Origin of the sequence: Flavilitoribacter nigricans DSM 23189 = NBRC 102662 (assembly GCF_002646595.1) — a bacterium.
Taxonomy (GTDB): Bacteria; Bacteroidota; Bacteroidia; order Chitinophagales; family Saprospiraceae; genus Flavilitoribacter; species Flavilitoribacter nigricans.
In genome coordinates this window covers 13985-33956 of record NZ_PDUD01000014.1, presented here as the reverse complement: position 1 = coordinate 33956, position 19972 = coordinate 13985, and the positions used below count along the sequence as shown (strand labels likewise).

Below are 19972 nucleotides of genomic sequence, written 5' to 3'. Positions count from 1 at the left end.
AGGCGGACCCGAACCGCCGACCTCCCGTACGGGCGCTCTAAACAGTTAACCTGTATGGGCTGAGCTTACATCGTGAAGCTTGCCGGTGGCGTCCAATAGTTTTTTCTCCTCCAAAATGCATCGTAAATCAGCTCCTCCTTCCAAAGTCTTAGACCACCGCTCCCGAGCCGTAGCCTCAGATTTTTCCTGGAAATTTTCAACGTAGATTAATACCAGAGGTCGACGATGTTTGGTGGAAGGTGTACCGCCTGCATTGTGACGGATCAGTCGTTGACCAATGTCGCTGGTCGAACCTTTATACAACCGGCCATCTTTCAGACTATACAAAACGTAGAAGTAATACATGAGAGCTAAAATTTAAAAAGGCCTGACGGATTCCCCGACAGACCTTTTTTGTAGCGCGAGGCGGACCCGAACCGCCGACCTCCCGTACGGGCGCTCTAAACAATTAACCTGTATGGGCTGAGCTTAGCGTGCCGGTGGCATCCAATAGCTTTTTCTCTTCCAGAATACGTCGTAACTCAGCACCGCCTTTTAAGGTTTTGGACCAGCGCTCCCGGGCGGTTGCCTCGGATTTTTCCTGAAAGCTTTCAACGTAGATTAATACCAGAGGTCGACGGTGTTTGGTGGAAGCTGTACCACCTGCATTGTGACGGATCAGGCGCTGGCCGATGTCTCCGGTCGAGCCTTTATACAATCGCCCGTCTTTCAAGCTATACAAAACATAGAAGTAATACATGAGAGCTAAAATTTAAAAAGGCCTGACGGATTCCCCGACAGACCTTTTTTGTAGCGCGAGGCGGACCCGAACCGCCGACCTCAGGATTATGAATCCTGCGCTCTAACCAGCTGAGCTACCGCGCCATTTATCTTTAATAACCTTTTTCTTGCAAAAGGTTGGAGTTTACTTAGTTTCCAGAGGTGGACCCGAACCGCCGACCTCCCGTACGGGCGCTCTAACCAGTTGTTAACCCGTATGGGCTGAGCTACCGCGCCATTTATCTTTAATAACCTTTTCTTACAAAGGTTGAAGATTACTTAGTTGCTAGAGGCGGACTCAAATCACTGAACTATTACCCCATATCGCCTAAGCGACCGCAAAAATACAACTTCCTTTTAATTCTTACAAGATTAAGGATTGATTTTTTATGTCCAGCTTCATTATTCTACCTTACTCATTTCCGGGAACAGCTCCGACAGGCCATTTTCACTGGCTGCGCAAACGCCCCGCTCGGTGATGAGTCCACTGACCAGACGCGCCGGGGTGACATCGAAACCGTAATTCGCCGCCGGGCTATCGTGTGGGGTCAGCAGTACCTTGTAGATACGACCGTTAAACCACCCGTGCACATACTTCACCTCTTCATCAGTCCGCTCCTCGATGGGGATCTCGGCCAAGCCGTCGGAGATCTGCCAGTCGATGGAGGAAGAGGGAGCGGCTACATAGAAAGGTACCCCGTTATCCTTGGCGGCCAGCGCCTTCAGGTAGGTGCCGATCTTATTGGCTACATCACCGCTGCGGGTCGTCCGGTCCGTACCGACTACGATCAGATCCACCATGCCGTGCTGCATGAGATGACCGCCGGTATTATCTACGATCACGGTATGCGGCACACCGTGTTGCGCCAGTTCGTAGGCCGTCAGATTGGCGCCCTGGTTCCGGGGTCGGGTTTCATCCACCCAAACGTGCAATTTGATGCCCTGATCATGGGCGGCGTAGATCGGTGCGGTAGCGGTGCCGTGGTCAATACACGCCAGCCAGCCCGCATTGCAGTGGGTGAGGATATTGACCGTTTCACCTTTTTTTTGCTTACTGATCGCTTCGATGAGTTTCACGCCGTGCTCGCCGATCAACTGACATTGCAGGATGCTATCGGCTACTAACTGTTCCGTAGCAGCCTTCGCCAATTCCAGCTTTTCGGCCTGATTACTTCCCCGGCAGGCTGATCGCCAGACGGTTTCGGTGGCATGCTGCAGATCCACGGCTGTAGGCCGGGTAGCGCGCAAATAGTATACGGCTTTTTCAACCTCTTCGGAAAGATTGGATTCCGGGTCCATTTCCCGGATAGCGGCACAGAGGCCATAGGCGGCAGTAGCCCCGATCAAGGGCGCACCCCGGACGTGCATTTCCCGTATGGCACGGGCAAAATCGTCCAGTGTGGAAAGTTCTTCGATAACCAGTTCAAAGGGTAAATAGCGTTGGTCGATGATCTGTACCTTGGTTTCGTCCTCGTCCTTAACCCAAATACTGCGAAAGGATTGCCCTTCGATTTTCATGATATGGCGTTTTTTGATATAGGAGCAAAATACTGTGTAATGCAGGTCGTCCGACACATGCATCTGATATTACTGGGGACCAATACCGCTGACGCTTTAAGTTTTAAACTTGAAGAATGGAAATGTGATCAAAGTGTGCAAAACTCAATAAGGTGCTTTCTGGTTGAAGCTTTACAAATGTAATGGCTAAGCGACAATATTTCGCCCTCTAATACCAAATTTTAACTATATTCAAATTATTATTTGGATAATTGCAAGGAGTCATACTTTTTATCCGGCTCTCAATCCAATCCGAACCTAAAATACCTCCCTAATGCCATCTTCAAAAAATAAAATAATGCAATTAAAGCAGTTTTATCTGTTCTTTCTTTTGTTACTCGCAGCCTGTAATGTGCCGACGCCTTCGGAGGAGATGGCGGAAGGAGATAGTTCCGACATCTTTGCCTTTGTGGACGTCAATGTGTTGCCGATGACGGGGAATTCCCTGAGTACCGGGCAGACCGTGATCGTTAAAGACGGGAAGATCGAAGCGATCGGACCCGCCGCCGATATCGATGTTCCGGCCGGTGCTACCGTACTGGAAGCCTCCGGCAAATACCTCATGCCCGGCCTGGCGGAGATGCACGCTCATATTCCGGTGCCCCAGGAGGGCAATGATGCCCTGGTGCGGGAGACACTCTTTTTATATCTGTCCCGGGGCGTAACCACCATCCGGGGTATGCTCGGAAATCCGTATCACCTGGAGCTCAAAAAAATGATCGAGCAGGACTCCATCCTCAGTCCGCGGGTCTTTACCTCCAGCCCCTCGCTGAACGGCAACACCGTTCCTAATGCCGAAGAGGCCCGGCGACTGGTCACCCAGTACCAGCGCGACGGTTACGACTTTTTGAAGATCCACCCCGGGATCCCGCTGGAGGCTTTCGACGAGATGGCCAAAACCGCCCGGGAAGTAGGGATCACCTTTTCCGGGCACGTACCCCAACCGGTTGGTATCCGCCACGCGCTGGATGCCCAGTATGCCTCTATTGACCATCTGGATGGCTACCTCAGTGGTCTGGCTTCGCAGGAAGATTGGGAACGCCTGGACAACAATATCGGTTTTTTCGGTTACCGGACTGTGCCCTACGCCGATGCGAACGAGATCGCCGTGTTGGCCCAACAAACCAAGGACAACGGCGTCTGGATCGTACCGACCCAAAGCCTGTTCACCCGCTGGTTTTCCCCGGTTGATCCGGCGGCCATGGCCAACGAACCCGAAATGAAATACATGTCCGGTCGCACCCGCTACCAGTGGCGACAAAGTAAGCAGAACGCTATCGGAGATGCAGAATACAATGAAGAACAGTGGAAAAAGATGATCGATCTGCGCCAGCAACTCCTGCGCGCGCTCCACGAAGCCGACGTCCCGCTCCTGCTCGGCTCTGACGCGCCGCAGGTATTCAATGTACCCGGATTTTCGCTGGAACACGAAATGAACGCCATGGCGGATGCCGGAATATCCAATGCCGTTATCCTGCACAGCGGCACGTCCAATCCGGCCCGTTTTTTCGGTCAGGAGGGCGCATTCGGTACTATTCAAAAAGGAGCTTCGGCGGATCTGCTGTTGCTGAGCGGTAATCCCCTGGAAGATCTGAGTCAGACCTGGGCCCAGGAAGGCGTCATGGTGCGGGGATACTGGATGCCGAAGGATATGATCGACGAGCAGCTGCGGGAGATTGCGGCCGCCCACGCGGAGTAAAAAAAAAATTGAGGTTCTGCCGCATGGGTGGCAGAACCTCAAATTCACCGTTTATTCCGGAAATATTTCGGCATTGAGCCCCGGTACGATACGCAGGGCATTTTTGTAGTACAGTTTTTTCAGCACCTCATCGGAAAGGTCCAGACCGTACATCCGCCAGAAAGCGTGGTAGCGCTTGTAGTAAGGGAAGTATTCATCATCCGTTTCCAATACCCGGAAATAAGTCGGATACTCGGTAGGTTGATAAGAGTCTTTACCGAAAAGGATACGATCCTGGTATTTTTCGAAAAAACGCTTGGCGTTGCGGGGTTGACGGCCCAACTCAGCGATCACCGCACCGATCTCCACATTCATATTCGGATAAATATCCAGCAATTCACCCAGTTTGGCCAGATCGTTGGGGAACCAGCCCATGTGCGCGGCGATGAAGGTGGTGTTCGGGTGCTTGCGGATCACATCGTGCTGCTCGCCGATGATCGTTTCCCAGGGTGCCGGATCGTCGGCACTGCGCTTGCGGCCCGGACGAAGTTTCAATTCCAGCCAGCGCTCGTTATTTTCATCGTGCGGTTTCCAGAAAGAAGGCGGATCGGCGGAGTGTACCAGCACCGGAATGCCAAGTTCACCGCATTTGGCCCAGATCGGATCGAGGCGCGGGTCATTGAGCGCAATGCGTTGCCCGGAAGAATCCGTATGCGTCATCCCCTGACTTTTGTAGATCTTGAGCCCTTTTGCACCGTTATCGTAGTCATACTCTAATTGCTTGATCGTATTTTCCAGCCAGTCGTCGGCATCGATACTGCGGATCTCGATATTGGTAAAAATGGCGATGCGGTCCTCGTAGCCGTACTTTTTCACATTGTCCATCATGGCTTTCAATGCGGGGCCGCCCCGTCCGCTGAGGTTCACCACGATACCCATATTGAGGGTATCCATTTGTCCAATCAGTTCATCCAGATCCTGTTCGGCCATCCGCCAGTGGTGGCTGTGAATGTCTACGAAGGGAAACTTGGCGCTCTCCACTTCGTGCTCCGGTACCACCAGAGTTGAGGGCGGATCGTACAGTTCCCAATCCATGTGCAAAGAAGTGTCGATCTCATAGCGCCCCTGCGCGTGGAGTACCCAGGCAAAAACGGCTAAAATAGCTAGTAGTCCAATTTTTTTCATTATGGAATATTTACGTTTGTTGGTCTATGATTTTTGGAAGGCTACAAATTTAGTTTAATTTTTCGAGCTCAAATCTGAAGAATTCTGCATATGCCTGGTTCCAAGTCCTTCCTCCTGCTGACCGTTCTGTTTTTGATCGCCGCCGCTATGATCAGTTTTCAGATCATCCGACAGGCCGGGATCTATCAGGACGGGCGCGAAGCCTACACGGCCGCGCTCCATTTTGAAAAACGCTTGCTCGATTTCAACGAATGGTTCGACGGCGACGGCTGGGACCGGAAACAGGAACAGGTCGATACCGTTAAAGCCCAACTCGAACAACCCCGCCGCTGGGCCAATTACTGGATGATCGGGTTCGGGCTGGCTGCCGTTATATATCTGCTGCTGAGTTTCCGGTTGCCCGAGATTAGATTCCGCACATCGGCAATAATCATCACCGCACTGGCCTGCCTGATCACGGGACTGCTGGCGCCCATGCTGGAAATTGCCGCTTACCAGGAGGACCTGAGCATTCCGATCAAAATAAAAACGGGCTTTTTATCGCTCGATCTGGATTATACGCAAAACTTCCCCGGCGAGATGTATTTCTATTACCAGAGTAAATCCGTGCTGGAACTGATCGGCCTTTTATTCCGACAAAATAATTTTGTGGTCGGCCTGAGTATCCTGGTATTCAGTGTACTGATCCCGCTGATCAAAAACAGCCTTGCCCTCGCCAGCCTGTCCCGCCAGCGACTGCCGCAGTCCGGCGTTTTGCGCTGGTTTTTACTCCGCTTGGGCAAATGGTCGATGGCCGATGTCTTCGTAGTGGCCATTTTTCTGGGCTTCCTGGCGTTCAACAACATGCAGACCGGGGTGCAAACGGAAAGCAATATCCTTACCGGCCTTTATTTTTTCCTGGCCTACGCACTGCTCGCCATCTGGGCATCGGTGCAGATCGATGATCAATTATCCGCTTCCGAACTCAGATCTGAGTCACCGGTCTCCTGATTTAGGCCCCTACTTCAGCAACGTTTTAGCCAGTCCACGGTCTTTATCAAAAAGTAAACTTTAGTATGAAGAAATTATTGGTAGCCATTTTGCTCTATTCGATGGCCGTTTCGCTGGCCGCGCAATCGTCTCCTAAACTTAAAATACCCCCCGCCGCCGTATTAGACCGCAGCATTCCGGAACTCCTGGAAAGCGCCGACATTCCCGGCTTGTCCATTGCCATTATTCAGGACGATCGGATCGTTTACGAGCGTGCCTTTGGGCTGCGGAGTGTGGACACCGGTGGCCCGGTGACCGATCAGACCATTTTTTCAGCTGCCTCCCTGAGTAAAGCCTTATTTGCCTACGGGTTGATGAAATGGGTGGAACAAGGCCGGTTTGACCTCGATCGTCCGCTGCATGAATATTTCCCCTACGACGATCTGACCCACGATGATCGCTATCAGCAATTGACTGCCCGGCAGGTACTGAGCCACACTACCGGTCTGCCGAACTGGCGTCGGGGCGGACAACTCAACTTCGTACGGGATCCCGGCCAGTCATTCGGCTATTCCGGCGAGGGTTTTGTTTACCTGATGCGGGTAGTGGAACACCTGAGCGGCCAATCGATCAATGAATTTATGGAGGAGCAGGTTTTTACCCCGCTTGGGATGGATCGCAGCAGTTATATCTGGGAGCAGGATTTCGATTCGGACTTCGCCATTCCGCACGATCAGTTTAAGATCACCCGGACGCCGCCCAGACCGCAGGAAGGCAACACCGCCTATTCTTTGCAGACCACCGCGGTCGATTACAGCAAGTTCCTGCGGGCCATGCTGAACGCGGAGGGATTAAAAGCCGGTACCGTTAAAGATATGCTTACCTCCCAGGTGAATGTAGAAGACGACGGCAGCGTTCAGTGGGGATTGGGTGTAGGATTGCAGACTTCTCCCGATGGCAAGGCTTTCTGGCACTGGGGGGATAACGGACCTTTTAAAGCTTTCTTCATCGCCTATCCCAAGCAACGGATCGGACTGGTCTATTTCGCCAACAGTTCCAATGGTCTGGGTATCGCCCGGGAATTGCTGGAGCATGCTATCGGTGGCTCCTACCCTTCCGTAAACTGGATCGATTACGAGGGCCCCAATGCACCCGCCCGGAAATTATTGGCCCATATTCTAAACTCCGAACCATCCGCAGCGGACTGGCCGTACATGGCAGCGAACGGCCTGCACCAGGATACCCAGCAGATCGCCCAGTCTCCGATGAATCGTCTGGGATATAACCTCCTAAATCTGCACCGGCCGGAAGCAGCACTGCGGGTATTTGCCATGAATGCCCGGGCTTTCCCCCAATCTGCGAACGTTCACGACAGCTACGGAGAGGCATTGCTTCGCAAGGGAGATCTCGCAGGAGCCGCTGCGGCTTACGAACGGGCGGCCCGCCTCGACCCGGAAAACAGCACCGCCAAAACTATCGTTTACCAGATCCGGGAAGGCAACAAAAAGGGGAATACGACCTTCCGGCTTCCCGCCTACCCCAACGCCCGATCAGTACAACTGGTCGGCAGCTTCAATAACTGGAACAGCCTCTCGCACCCCATGAGCCGGGAAAACGGACAATGGATCGGTCGCGTAGACCTGGAGCCGGGAACGTATGAGTATAAGTTCATTGTGGACGGCGTCTGGCTGGCCGACCCGTGGAACCCGGAGACGCATTACGAAGAGGGCCACCGCTCCGTTTTGAAAAAAGAATAGCCGCGTAATTTTTGGCCGTTATCGGTCTGATCTATCCGTGCGATGGCCGGGGGGAATGAATCCTCCCGGCCATCGCTTTTTCCGGTCCGGTAAGACGAAAATCACTTTCCGGGATGATGCACTTCTTTGCCGATCAACGGGAAAAGCGGGAATTTAGAACAGGCCCTTAACCAAATGTACCGTTATGTGCTTTTCCGCAACCGCCAGTTTCAGCGCCGGTGCCGTCTTGAGTGGTTTTGGCGCGATCACCCTCAGTAAAGCCGGGCACCCCAGGGAGTATCCCTTTGCCTCCATTCCCCTACTCTTTGGGATCCAGCAGATCACCGAAGGTTTTGTCTGGCTTTCCATGACCCACCCGGATTACGCCCCGCTCCGGGAGAGCAGCATGTGGTTCTTCCTCCTATTTGCCCAACCTTTGTGGCCCTTACTGATCCCGTTGTCCGTCTGGCTACTGGAAGAGGATCCGAAACGCAAAAAGCAAATTGCAATTTTCGGAAAGATAGGGAGCATCCTGGCCGCCTACCTGTTCTACTGCCTGCTGACTTTCGAAATGACGGCGGAGATCATGGAACACCATATCCGGTATTATCTATATTTTCCAAAGGCCCTGGTGTATCTGACTTTTCCGGCTTACCTGCTGACTACCCTGGTGCCGACTTTCTTATCCACGGTACGCAAAATGCGGATCTACGCCGTCTTCAACCTGGTATCCTTTCTGCTTAGCATTGTGCTGTATCTGGAGTATCTGGTATCCGTCTGGTGTTTCTTTGCCGCCGGCCTGAGCATTTCCGTGCTGATAGTGATTACGGAACTGCAACGTACAGCAACAAAGCGCGTACAGCTACAGTCAAAAAAGATAATTTAATTTTTCAATTGAGGCTCTCCCTTATCCCTCAATGCATTACATTGTGATAAAAATTTTGGAAGTCCATTAAAAAAGCAGATTTTTGTGTAATTTTTAACCCAAACAACAATGGAGCCTGGATCCTCCGTGCATCGGCAGGAGGTCTTTACGCTTAACTACCTCAAAATAACAACGCATTGCAATTTAAAGAACTTGGTTTTGTAGCCCCACTATTGGAAGGATTAGACGCGATGGGATTCGAAACAGCTACACCAGTACAAGAACAAGCTATCCCATTCATCTTAGATAAGAAAGACGTCCTCGCTTGTGCTCAGACCGGAACCGGCAAAACTGCCGCCTTCCTGTTGCCGATCCTCAACCGCTTAACCGAAGAGCCGCACGAAGGTATCGATACGCTTATCCTGGAACCTACCCGCGAACTGGCCGTACAGGTCGATCAACAACTGGAAGGTTTTTCCTATTTCACTCCGGTTAGTTCCATCGCCGTATACGGCGGTCGGGACGGACAATCCATGGAACAGGAAAAACGAGCCCTGAAGGGAGGCGCCGATATTATCGTAGCCACTCCGGGCCGTCTCATCGCCCACATCAATCTGGGCTATGTGGACCTGAGCACCATCAAATGCCTCATTCTGGACGAAGCCGACCGGATGCTCGACATGGGGTTCATTCAGGATATCCGCGGTATCATTAATAAAACACCGCGTGACCGGCAGACCCTGCTGTTCTCCGCTACCATGCCGCCCAAGATCCGGACCCTGTCCAAACAGATCATGAACAAATACGAAGAGGTGACCATTGCGGTTTCCAAACCGGCCGAAAAGATCATTCAGGGTATCTACGAGGTGGAAGACGGAGCCAAGATCCCGTTGGTAGCCCATTTGCTCACCGGTAAAAAACGGCTGAAGCGGGTACTGATCTTCGCCGGTACCAAGCGCAGTGTGAAGGATCTGGCCATCAATCTGGAGAAACAAGGCATGCAGGCCGGTGATATTCACTCGGATCTGGATCAGAGTGAACGCGAACTGCGTCTCCGGTCCTTCAAGAACGGTACTTTGCCCATTATCGTCGCTACCGATGTACTGGCCCGGGGGATCGACATCAAGGGCATCGACGTAGTGATCAACTTTGACGTCCCCAATGACGCCGAAGACTATGTACACCGGATCGGTCGGACGGCTCGAGCCAGCGCATCCGGAGTAGCCATCACCCTCGTGAACCGCAAGGACCGCCACCGCTTCCGGCGGATCGAAGAGCTGATGGAGATGAAAGTGCACCGGCTTCCCATTCCACCGGAATTGGCCGAACTGGCCGAGGCTGAAGCCAAAAAGAAACCCAGCAAAGGTTCGGGAAGGGGCCGTGGCCGCGGCGGCAGCAAACACAAAGGCAGCCGGAAGCCGTACAAGAAGAAACGCTAGTTTTCTGTTCGCTTCCCGGCACCTGATCCACTCTTCAGGGAAGATCCGGTAAATGGAAAGACCAGCCTGGGGCTGACAACCAAATAGCCCCAAAGCTGTTATGCTTCTGTAGCTTCAAAAAGCTGCCCGCAAGTATAAGACCGCAACTTCCCGGATACCGCAAAACTTCCCCATGCCTTTTTTTCAGTTCAATCAATACAGTGCTCCCCTGCTCATCGGATTTGTGCAGGGGATCGTATTTGCCGGCCTGCTATGGCGACGGGCCCGGCGAAACGATCGGCTTTCGGACCGCCTGATGGCCGGCCTGCTCCTGCTCTGTAGCGCGCACATCGCGCAGTATATGTTGGGATTTGGGGGTTGGTATGATGCCCACGATACCCGCTCCACCTTCATGTTCTACTTCCCTTTTCACAATTATCTGCTGTTGGGTCCGACGCTCTATTTTTATTTTTTGAGCCTGACCAATCATTCCTTCCGGTTTCACAGGAAAGATATCCTCCATTTTATCCCCGGTCTGCTGTGGGTAGGACTTTTTACAGCAGGTTTTCTTTATGACGTCGTATTCCGCCACTGGATCATGGGTGAAGTGTTACCCGATTTTTTTCAGACGCGGGGCGTGATCGGAGTATTTATGCAGGGAACCATTCGGGATATTTTCAATGTACTAGGTTTTATCTCCTTTTACGCCTACCTCATTTTTACGGTCCGGCTCTACCGTCGGTACCAGGAATACATTATCGACCATTTTTCCGATACGGAACCGATCCGCCACAACTGGCTGCGCAATGTACTGTATACCCTGATCAGCGGATTAACCGTACTGTGGATCTTCCAGGTACTATCCGTATTTGTGGATTTCAGTTATGTGCAATTCTGGAACTCCCACCTGGTGGTTGCGATCATGATCTACGTGGTGGCCGTTTCCGCCTACATTTCTACCGGACAGATCCTACCGCAACTGGCTTTTGAACCGGATAGTACAACGCCGCCGGCACCGGAACCCGAAACCACCGCTGAACTTTCCCACTGGACCAGCAAACTCGAGGCCTGGATGGCTACCGAAAAACCCTACCTCAACCCCAATCTCACCCTCAGCGAACTGGCCAGACAATTGCAGACCAATACTTCGGTGCTTTCCCGGGTGATCAATCAGGGCTTCCAGCAAAATTTTAATGATTTCATCAATTCTTACCGGGTAGAAGCGGTAAAAGAACGACTGGAACGGGGAGATCATTTACAGCTTACCCTACTCAGCATTGCCCTGGATTGTGGGTTTAATTCCAAAGCTACCTTCAACCGGGCGTTTAAGAAATTTACGGGGAAGTCGCCGCGGGAGATGACCTAGTTCGACTTTACCCATCCAGTCTTCCTACTCAAACAACAAGCTGCTCATCGCCTCCACCTCCACATCACAGTCTTCCGGAAACCAGCCCATATTCCGATATTTTTCGAAAGTAAAAGAGAAGGCGTCGGCAAAGGTGGGGTGACGGGGCGGGTCAAAGGGTTCTCCTTTTCTCCGCTGAAATTCCGTCTTGGCGGATTCCAGCTGTCCCTGAAAGAGTAAGACCAGCGGCAGATACAAATATGGACTTTCGTAATCGGGGTCTATTTCAATGGCCCGACGGAATGAACGTTCGGCTTCTGCAAACCGGCCCAGATGAAAACTGAACGCACCCAGATTTTTCAGATGCTCGGAGTTGCGACGCATGGCACCGCTATTGTTGAAGAGACCATCCCGGAGGGTATACAGTTGGCGCAACTGCCGGACCAGCAGATGGGGACGGTCCCGAATCGCGTAGGTCGCTTCCCGCTCCCGCCATACGCCAATGATCCCGTTGATGGCCGCCCGGCTTTCCCACTGCTCGATCTGTTCCGGAAATGTGAGTGCCGGATTTTCGGACAGGTCCAGATGATCCAAACTGGCCATTTGCCCCAGGGTAGCGGGCAGGGTAATTAAGTTGTTCCTCTTCAGGTCGAGCGTTTCCAGTTGATCCAGCATTCCAATGGATTCGGGTAGATGATCCAGCTGATTGCCACTGAGATCGAGCTCTCGGAGTTGTTGCATGCGCCCGAATTCAACCGGCAACGCTTTTAACTGATTCCCACTCGCTTTCAGCTTGCGCAAACTGGTTAATTCCAAAATGCCGTCCGGTAGATGTTCGAGATAATTGTCCGCCAGTTCGAGGCACTGCAGGGACGACATCATGGCGATACCGCCCGGTTGGTCCGTCAGCCGGTTATTGTTGAGCTCAAGTGTACGCAACTTGGATAGTTCGCCAAACCCCTCCGGCAGACTGGTCAATTCATTATTGTCCAGGTACAAATATTCCAGTGCAGGCAGTTGTCCGAAAGTCTCAGGCAACTGGACCAGTCGGTTGTCATTCAGGTAGAGATACCGCAATTGGGGGAGCTGGGTAAGTTCGGCGGGCAACAGGGCCAGCAGATTACCGGCAACATCCAGGGTTTGCAGTTGCTGCAACTGGCCGATCAGAATAGGCAATGCTTCCAGCTGATTCTGTAACAGATACAGGTTTCGCAGCTGTCGCAATTCTCCGATGGAGGCCGGCAGGTCCGTCAGGCGATTGAACGCGAGGTTCAGCCGCCGCAAATTGGTGAGCATCCCGATCGTTCCCGGTAAGCGGCTTAGCTGATTGCCACTGAGGTCGAGGTCCCGCAATTGCCGTAGCTGATCGATGACCCGCGGTACGGTCTGGAGCTGGTTATCATTCAGGAATAAGGTTCGCAGTTGCCGCAATTCACCGATCGCAACGGGCGCTTCCTGCAGTCGGTTCGCACCGAGGTCCAGCCGTTCCAATAGTTGGAGGGTCGCAATTCCGGTGGGCAATTCCCGCAGTTGATTGCGGCGCAGATTCAGGGTACGCAACTTAGCGAGCGAACCGATCGATTCCGGAAGACGGGTGAGTTTATTGGCGCTCAGGTCCAGTTGTACCAGGTTTTTGAATCGATCGAGTCCCTCCGGCAGGGAATCCAGCCGGTTATTCGCCAGTAGTAAAACGCGGAGTTGCGGAAAATCGAGGATACTTTCGGGAAATACCTCCAGGGCCTGTCCCCTAAGGTCCAGTGCTTCGGTACGGGCATTCAGCTGATCGAGTTGGTTGGCCAGCAGATATTCCCGGCCGCTGGTATCGATCAGGTAGGCGGTATTGTCTTTTCGCACCCGGGCAAAACCGTTGCTGTCAAAGGCCTGAGCCCGGTCGTACTGGAATTCGATGCGGGACTGGCCGTTCCGGTCGATATAACCGTAACGGTTACCGTCTTCTTCCTGGATAATGGCCAGACTGAACTGACCGGCAAAGAAATATTCCGAGTTGACGATGTTGAGTTGATCTACGGCGGCGGGAGCAGCGGCCGTGGGTTGGGCAGATCCGGATCCTTTTTCCCGCAGGTCATTAACCGGCAGGGGCTGTTGAGCCTGCCCGGCTACAACCCACAAGAGTAGTATGCCAAAAATAGGTCGCATCTTTTATGGGGGTTTGGGTTCTCTTTTATATGCACCCGGGAGCATCACTTTGCCGCTATCTATAATCCCCGAGGATAGATAGCCCAAAGAACAACTCCAGGACACCAAGATGGACGACCTGACCTATATAGTTGTGACTATGCTGCAGCTTTCGCTGCAGTTTGTGTTTTGTGATAAAAGCTGAAGTGCCGATTACGAAGCAGGAAGTACGAAGTGAATTTGTATTCTCCGCCATTAAACGGCTTGTCAGGCACCTGGCTTTTGCGGTTGTGCTGCCTGGCAACACAGTTTAAATATATGAAAAATAGTAGTACCAAGTAAGTCTGAACGAAAAGATTGGGGCAGGCTACCAAAAACCAACAGCCACGAACCGGCAACTCAAGTGCGATGATTCGTGGCTGTTATGCCAATAGTCCGTCGGACTATTTCGGTTTCAGTTAGGTTGAAGTGGTCTTCCGTAGAAAACCGTGCGGTCATTAATCCACATCCGGCTGAGGAGTCACCCGCAGATACGGTTTAACGGTCTTGAATCCTTTCGGGAATTTAGTTGCCGCGTCCTCATCGGATACCGATGGGGAAATAACGACATCTTCACCTTGCTTCCAGTCGGCTGGAGTAGCGACGCTGTGATTGGCCGTCAGTTGCAGCGAATCGATCACGCGCAGGATCTCCAGGAAATTCCGTCCGGTAGCCGGCGGATAGGTCAGTGTCAGTTTAACTTTTTTATCCGGCCCGATCACGAAAACCGTACGTACGGTAGTCTTTTCGGTCATTGCCGGGTGGATCATATCGTAGAGTTCTGCTACTTTGCGATCCTCGTCCGCTACGATCGGGAAGTTCATTTTTACGTTCTGCGTTTCTTCGATGTCCTTGATCCACTCGTGGTGAGAATCTACGGGGTCCACACTCACGGCCATGGCCTTGACGCCACGTTTGGCGAACTCTTCTTTCAGGGCAGCCGTACGGCCCAGTTCGGTGGTACAGATCGGTGTAAAATCAGCGGGATGAGAAAACAATAATCCCCAACTATCACCCAGCCATTCGTGAAAATTAATTTCACCTTCGGTGGTCACAGCGGTAAAATCAGGAGCGGTCTCTCCTAGACGGATTGCCATAATGAAATGTGTTTTAGGTTAAAAATGAAACAGGTAATTGTCTTACTTAAAGATACTAAACGTTAGATTGACCACGGTAGTTTTCTACGGAAACACATTTAGCGGTATTTGGAGCATTGCGGACCAAAGGGACTGCTTTCTGCTCCGCTTTCGGAACTTTTTCGGCAGAACCAGCTCCAAAAATCCGTCAATATTTATAATTCTAACCTTTTCTTACCCGCTACACCCCTAATTTCGGATAAAAATCACCCGACTATGAATCCGTTCTTAGGTTTGATTCAACCCAACAGACTTTTTCCAATTAACAACCAATTGGGTTACATTTTGTGCTTTGCGGCCGTAGTGGGCTTCCTGCCTGCCTACGGCCAGCAGGCGCCCTGCTCCGGACCGGAATACCGGCAATTCGACTTTTGGGTCGGCGATTGGGATGTTTACCACGCTACCGCCGATACCATCGTCGGGACCAATCACATTAAAAACATACTCAACGGTTGCGTTATCGAAGAGAACTGGACCGGAGGTGGCGGCAATTTTCAGGGAAAAAGCTTCAACACCTACAATCCGGTAGATTCCACCTGGAATCAGGTGTGGGTGGATACCGGAGGCAACACCTATCATTTCAGCGGCCGCTATGCCAATCACGTCATGAGCCTGACGGGTGAGACCATCAGCCGGCGCACCGGCGGTAAGGTCCTGTTTGAGATGTCCTATACCCACGATCCTACCGAAGATACCGTTCGGCAGGTCTGGAAAGCTTCCAGTGATACCGGCAAGAGCTGGAATACGATTTTTGATGGGGTCTATAAAAAGAAGCCGGAGAAATAGGCAACACGAGTCATGCGAATCAGGAATTAAACTGGGATTCAATGTGACTTTAGGCACAAAATGTAGGTAGCAAAATGACCATTTCCCGGCTTAGCGTGCCGTAGGTACGCCATGTAAAATCATATTGTGTACCTACGGGACTTCTACCCCTGATTAGGATAAATCCTCCTGAATTTTTAAGCATATTCGAATGACCTCGGAGAGCTCAAAGATTCGTATAAAATGACCATTTTCTGGTGCCGTCTTCACCGAGGTCGCATAACAAAGATCCGCTTAGGGATAATGTACGACCTCTTGAGGAGGACACCCCGTTCCAATGGCCAAATGGTATTAATCTTTGACCTCTCCCAGGTCCTATCAGATTTCGGGATCTTTCATCTCCCATACTGATAAAGATCCAGCACTGCCATTCGCAGCTTCTGAAAGCGATCTTTACCGCTATACTTTAATAAAGATCCGCTTTCGGTAAAGAGCCCAGACCGCCAGGAAACAGATGAGCACGTTCATAATGGCAAAAGCCAGGGAAGCGTTGAATGGCGACAGAAAGGGTACAAAGAGCGTCTGGTAGATACTGGACCATAAATTGGTAGTACTGCCGTCAGCCGTCTCCCAACGAATGTGTACGGCCGTATCGACCAACAAGCCGGAAAGAATGTAGGCGAATAAGGGATTCATGCCGTAGATCACGAAGGGTTTGGTCCAGGAACGATAGTTGAGTACATCCACCAGCCAGTAGATCACACCGAGAAATAACATTGCGACCCCACCGACATACAGTACGTAGGAGCTTGTCCAGATCTTTTTATTGATCGGGAACGCCAGGTCCCAAACTAAACTCAAGGCCAACAGGATAGCTCCTACCCCCAGTATGCCCGTCAATTTTTGGTAATCGTCCCGCTTGGTGCGCAGCCACATACCGGTGAGCACCCCGATCAGTCCGGTCACTATGGAAGGAAAAGTACTCAGAAATCCTTCAGGATCCCAACTTTTAGCCTGACTGTACAGGTGATCGTGCATGATGACGCGATCGAGCCAGGCGCCGATATTCCCACCCGCTCCGAGGTTGGGAGCGATGAAATTCTCGGAGATCTGCCGCAATTCTCCCTGATAGCCGCTCATGGCCAGACCGGACAGATCGCCGGTTTCAAGTGCGGTGCGTAAAGTAGCGTCAATGGGTACCGGTATCAGGCTCATCACGGCCCAGTAGGCGATCAGGATGGCAATACCGGTGATCAGCAGGCCTTTCCAGGGCAAGCGCAGGAATAGCAGGCCGCAGGCCAGATAGACCAGAGCGATCCGCTGCAATACGCCCGGTATCCTCAGATGACTGAGGTCATAGTAGAACAGCCCGAAAATAAATAGCAGACCGGCCAATCCCAGGGCGGCGTAGCCCAGCCATTTTCGTTTGCGGGCATTGGCCTCGCTCGCGAACTGCGGTTGATTGAGGACTTCCCGCCCGAAGATCAGTAAAATGAAGAGAAAAAGGGCCAGGTATTGCAACAGCAGCGGATCGCCCGCATCCATTCCGAATTCCGGGAAAGCGGCCATAAAAAGCCCGATGCCGAAGATGATCGCCGAGCGAACCAATACCTTACGGGTGAGCACCGATCGTTCCACCCCCTGCTCCATACGTTTGCCGAGCGCCAGGGGAACCGCCACCCCCACAATAAAGAGAAAGAAAGGAAATACCCAGTCGGTGGGCGTGACGCCGTGCCATTCTGCGTGTTGCAGTGGTCCGTAAACATAGCTCCAGGACCCCGGATTGTTGACCAGGATCATAAACGCGATGGTCATCCCCCGGAAGATATCCAGGGATACGAGTCGTTTCGTCATATTGATAAGGAATCAGGTGTTAAAAAGAATATACAATAGTACTTTGACAAATTACATCGAACCGTATCCGGGCAGGCCATGCCTCAATACGCGAAGGCCCTTCCGTAAACGGTTCACCGTTCCGGTGACGAGACGGATCATCATCCGCCCTCCCCGGTTAAAGATCTTAAAATGTTGTGGTTTAGAATTTGCCTTGTTCCAGTCTATATACTACTTCTTAGCTTTCCTGGCCGTGCTGGTCTTTTTGGAGGATTTGGAGGTATTGGGGATTATCCGTTCGAACACCACCGTGGCCAGTGCCGGTAAGGTGATCGGAATGTGATAGGGGCGTCCGTGCCAGGTTTCCTGGATAGCTTCGATCTTGGCGTTCTTGTGGTGATCGGCACCACCGTAAACGGCCATATCACTATTGAGTACTTCCTGGTATTCGCCTTTAAAAGGGACGCCCAATTTATAGATTTCCCGTACTACCGGGGTAAAATTACACACGACTACCAGAATGCGGTCCGCATCATTGCCCTTGCGAATATAGGAGATGACGCTATTGGCGTGATCGCCCAGATCGATCCATTCAAAGCCTTCCTGTTCGAACTGTTTTTCGTACAGTGCCGGCTGGCTCCGGTAGAAATTATTGAGTGCCTTGATCCAAGTCTGTAGCCCCTTGTGCACATCGTAATCGGTCAGCCACCATTCCAGGCCTTTTTCGATATTCCATTCGCTGGTCTGCCCGAACTCTCCACCCATGAACATCAGTTGGGTGCCCGGGTGGGTGAACATATAACCGAATAGCAGGCGCATATTGGCAAAACGCTGCCACTCATCACCGGGCATGCGATCCATCAGCGAGCCTTTGCCATGTACGACCTCGTCGTGCGACAACGGCAGCATAAAGTTCTCCGTAAAGGAATAGACCAGACTGAATGTGATCTCGTTGTGATGGTACTGACGGTGGATCGGGTCGTGTTTGAAGTAATTGAGCGTATCGTGCATCCAGCCCATCATCCACTTCATTCCAAAACCGAGTCCGCCGGTGTAGGTCGGCCGGGAGACCCCCGACCAGGCCGTTGATTCCTCCGCAATGGTTATGGTATCCGGATATTCGCGGTAGACGGTCTCGTTGAATTCCCGCAGGAAATCAATGGCTTCCAGGTTTTCATTGCCACCGTACTGATTGGGGATCCACTCGCCGTCCTCGCGGGAATAATCCAGGTACAGCATCGAGGCGACCGCGTCTACCCGCAAGCCGTCGGTATGGTATCTTTCGAGCCAGAAAAGCGCATTGGAGATCAGGAAACTACGCACCTCATTACGGCCGTAGTTGAAGATACAGCTCTTCCAGTCCGGGTGAAAACCCTTGCGCGGATCCGCGTGATCGTAGAGGTGAGTTCCGTCAAAATCCGCCAGCCCGTGCGCATCGGCCGGGAAATGCGATGGTACCCAGTCCAGCAGCACCCCGATCTCGGCCTGGTGGAACCGATCGATCATATACATGAAATCTTCGGGCGTACCGAATCGGCTGGTCGGAGCGAAATAGCCCGTCACCTGGTATCCCCAACTAGGGAAGTAGGGGTGTTCCATCACCGGCAGGAATTCAATGTGCGTATAGCCCATTTCCTGCACATAGTTCACCAGCTCATCGCCCAGTTCCCGGTAACTCAGGGATTCCTTGCCGCCGTTCTTTTTGCGCCAGGTACCCAGATGTACTTCGTATACGGAATAGGGTTCGTGCAATCCCTGCCGGTTGCGGCGTTTTTGCATCCAGTCCCCATCCTGCCATTCGTAATTCATTTCCCATACGATCGAGGCGGTATTCGGCGGGATCTCCCAGAATAAAGCGTAGGGATCTCCTTTTTCCAGTTGTCGGCCGTCGGCCGACTGAACGTGGTACTTATACAAGTCCCCTTTGCCGAGGCCCGGAATGAAGCCTTCCCAGATACCGGAGCCGTCCCAACGGGCTGACAGCGGATGCGAAGTGGCGTTCCAGCCGTTAAAATTTCCCTTTACCGAAACGCTTCTTGCGCTGGGCGCCCAGACCGCGAACTGTACCCCCCATTCTCCGTCCACTTCCACGATGTGGGAACCCAGGAAGTTGTAGGCCCGGAATAGCTTACCAGCTTTAAACAGGTTGATATCAAATTCGGTAAAGAGACTGTGGTTTTTGACGTTGGCCATTTGTATTGCTTCGATCTTTTGTATGGAAAGCTGCTTGTCGGATAGACCATCCAGGAGAAAATAAACGGCACAATTAGAGAGTACCCGTCAACGGAAAGTGTATAGGTGTCAAGGTGTGGAAGTGTACCGATCAACCGGTCTGTGAGGCCGGATATACACTTTTTATACTTTTCCACGTATTCACAGTGAATGGGTCGCAATAACGTCACGTCTACTGTTGGTGTCCTGGTCTATAGTCGTCACCGAGCAGTGTGAAAGGCTTAAAAATAGGAAATAAAAACGGATCGAGCTTGCGTTCGATCCGTTTTATCAAGTGGCAACTACAAGAAAGAACTTGTAGCACCGGATATTTCATGGA

At 52.0% G+C, this 19972-nt stretch carries 15 protein-coding genes and 1 tRNA gene; 7 read left to right on the top strand and 9 right to left on the bottom strand.

Annotated features, from left to right (window positions below):
• Nucleotides 1–45: 45 nt before the first annotated feature.
• From CRP01_RS09230 to mtnA, 4 genes are all read right to left on the bottom strand, one after another.
• Nucleotides 46–345 carry a GIY-YIG nuclease family protein gene (locus tag CRP01_RS09230; RefSeq protein WP_099149742.1) on the bottom strand — a complete coding sequence of 100 codons (300 nt, stop codon included), beginning with the start codon at nt 343–345 and terminating at the stop codon, nt 46–48.
• A 103-nt stretch (nt 346–448) separates the two neighbouring features.
• The gene (locus tag CRP01_RS09225; protein WP_099149741.1) at nt 449–739 is read right to left on the bottom strand and encodes a GIY-YIG nuclease family protein; all 291 of its coding nucleotides are present in this window, start codon (nt 737–739) and stop codon (nt 449–451) included.
• A 51-nt stretch (nt 740–790) separates the two neighbouring features.
• Nucleotides 791–864: transfer RNA gene (locus tag CRP01_RS09220), tRNA-Met, on the bottom strand.
• 297 nt (nt 865–1161) lie between these two features.
• Entirely contained in the window at nt 1162–2277 is a 1116-nt protein-coding gene (gene mtnA / locus CRP01_RS09215) for an S-methyl-5-thioribose-1-phosphate isomerase (RefSeq protein WP_099149740.1), read from the bottom strand.
• A gap of 337 nt (nt 2278–2614) precedes the next feature.
• On the opposite strand from mtnA, the gene CRP01_RS09205 reads away from it, so the two are divergent.
• Nucleotides 2615–4015: an amidohydrolase family protein gene (locus tag CRP01_RS09205; protein WP_170110297.1), complete on the top strand. Its 1401-nt coding sequence runs from the start codon at nt 2615–2617 to the stop codon at nt 4013–4015.
• A 51-nt stretch (nt 4016–4066) separates the two neighbouring features.
• On the opposite strand, the gene CRP01_RS09200 is transcribed toward CRP01_RS09205, so the two are convergent.
• On the bottom strand, nt 4067–5179 hold the full coding sequence (locus CRP01_RS09200) for an amidohydrolase family protein (RefSeq protein ID WP_099149737.1): 1113 nt from the start codon (nt 5177–5179) through the stop codon (nt 4067–4069).
• 90 nt (nt 5180–5269) lie between these two features.
• On the opposite strand from CRP01_RS09200, the gene CRP01_RS09195 reads away from it, so the two are divergent.
• The 5 genes from CRP01_RS09195 to CRP01_RS09175 all read left to right on the top strand — a co-directional run bounded on the left by CRP01_RS09195 (nt 5270) and on the right by CRP01_RS09175 (nt 11533).
• Nucleotides 5270–6169, top strand: a complete 900-nt coding sequence (locus tag CRP01_RS09195; protein ID WP_099149736.1) for a paraquat-inducible protein A — start codon at nt 5270–5272, stop codon at nt 6167–6169.
• Nucleotides 6170–6234: 65 nt separating this feature from the next.
• Nucleotides 6235–7905 carry a serine hydrolase gene (locus CRP01_RS09190; RefSeq protein WP_099149735.1) on the top strand — a complete coding sequence of 557 codons (1671 nt, stop codon included), beginning with the start codon at nt 6235–6237 and terminating at the stop codon, nt 7903–7905.
• Between the two features lie 184 nt (nt 7906–8089).
• Nucleotides 8090–8770, top strand: a complete 681-nt coding sequence (locus tag CRP01_RS09185) for a DUF6629 family protein (RefSeq protein ID WP_099149734.1) — start codon at nt 8090–8092, stop codon at nt 8768–8770.
• A 176-nt stretch (nt 8771–8946) separates the two neighbouring features.
• Complete coding sequence (locus CRP01_RS09180; RefSeq protein WP_222845681.1) at nt 8947–10188, top strand: DEAD/DEAH box helicase; 1242 nt, start codon at nt 8947–8949, stop codon at nt 10186–10188.
• Nucleotides 10189–10360: 172 nt separating this feature from the next.
• Entirely contained in the window at nt 10361–11533 is a 1173-nt protein-coding gene (locus CRP01_RS09175; protein ID WP_099149733.1) for a helix-turn-helix domain-containing protein, read from the top strand.
• Between the two features lie 24 nt (nt 11534–11557).
• On the opposite strand, the gene CRP01_RS09170 is transcribed toward CRP01_RS09175, so the two are convergent.
• Nucleotides 11558–13669 carry a leucine-rich repeat domain-containing protein gene (locus CRP01_RS09170; RefSeq protein WP_099149732.1) on the bottom strand — a complete coding sequence of 704 codons (2112 nt, stop codon included), beginning with the start codon at nt 13667–13669 and terminating at the stop codon, nt 11558–11560.
• 476 nt (nt 13670–14145) lie between these two features.
• On the bottom strand, nt 14146–14784 hold the full coding sequence (locus CRP01_RS09165; RefSeq protein WP_099149731.1) for a peroxiredoxin: 639 nt from the start codon (nt 14782–14784) through the stop codon (nt 14146–14148).
• A 312-nt stretch (nt 14785–15096) separates the two neighbouring features.
• Here CRP01_RS09165 and CRP01_RS09160 point away from each other — a divergent pair, with 312 nt between their 5' ends.
• Nucleotides 15097–15609, top strand: a complete 513-nt coding sequence (locus CRP01_RS09160; protein ID WP_143473337.1) for a hypothetical protein — start codon at nt 15097–15099, stop codon at nt 15607–15609.
• A gap of 438 nt (nt 15610–16047) precedes the next feature.
• On the opposite strand, the gene CRP01_RS09155 is transcribed toward CRP01_RS09160, so the two are convergent.
• A complete protein-coding gene (locus CRP01_RS09155) occupies nt 16048–17442 on the bottom strand; it encodes an acyltransferase family protein (protein WP_099149729.1) in 1395 nt (464 codons plus the stop codon).
• A 210-nt stretch (nt 17443–17652) separates the two neighbouring features.
• Nucleotides 17653–19614 carry a 1,4-alpha-glucan branching protein GlgB gene (gene glgB / locus CRP01_RS09150; protein WP_099149728.1) on the bottom strand — a complete coding sequence of 654 codons (1962 nt, stop codon included), beginning with the start codon at nt 19612–19614 and terminating at the stop codon, nt 17653–17655.
• Nucleotides 19615–19972 lie beyond the last annotated feature (358 nt).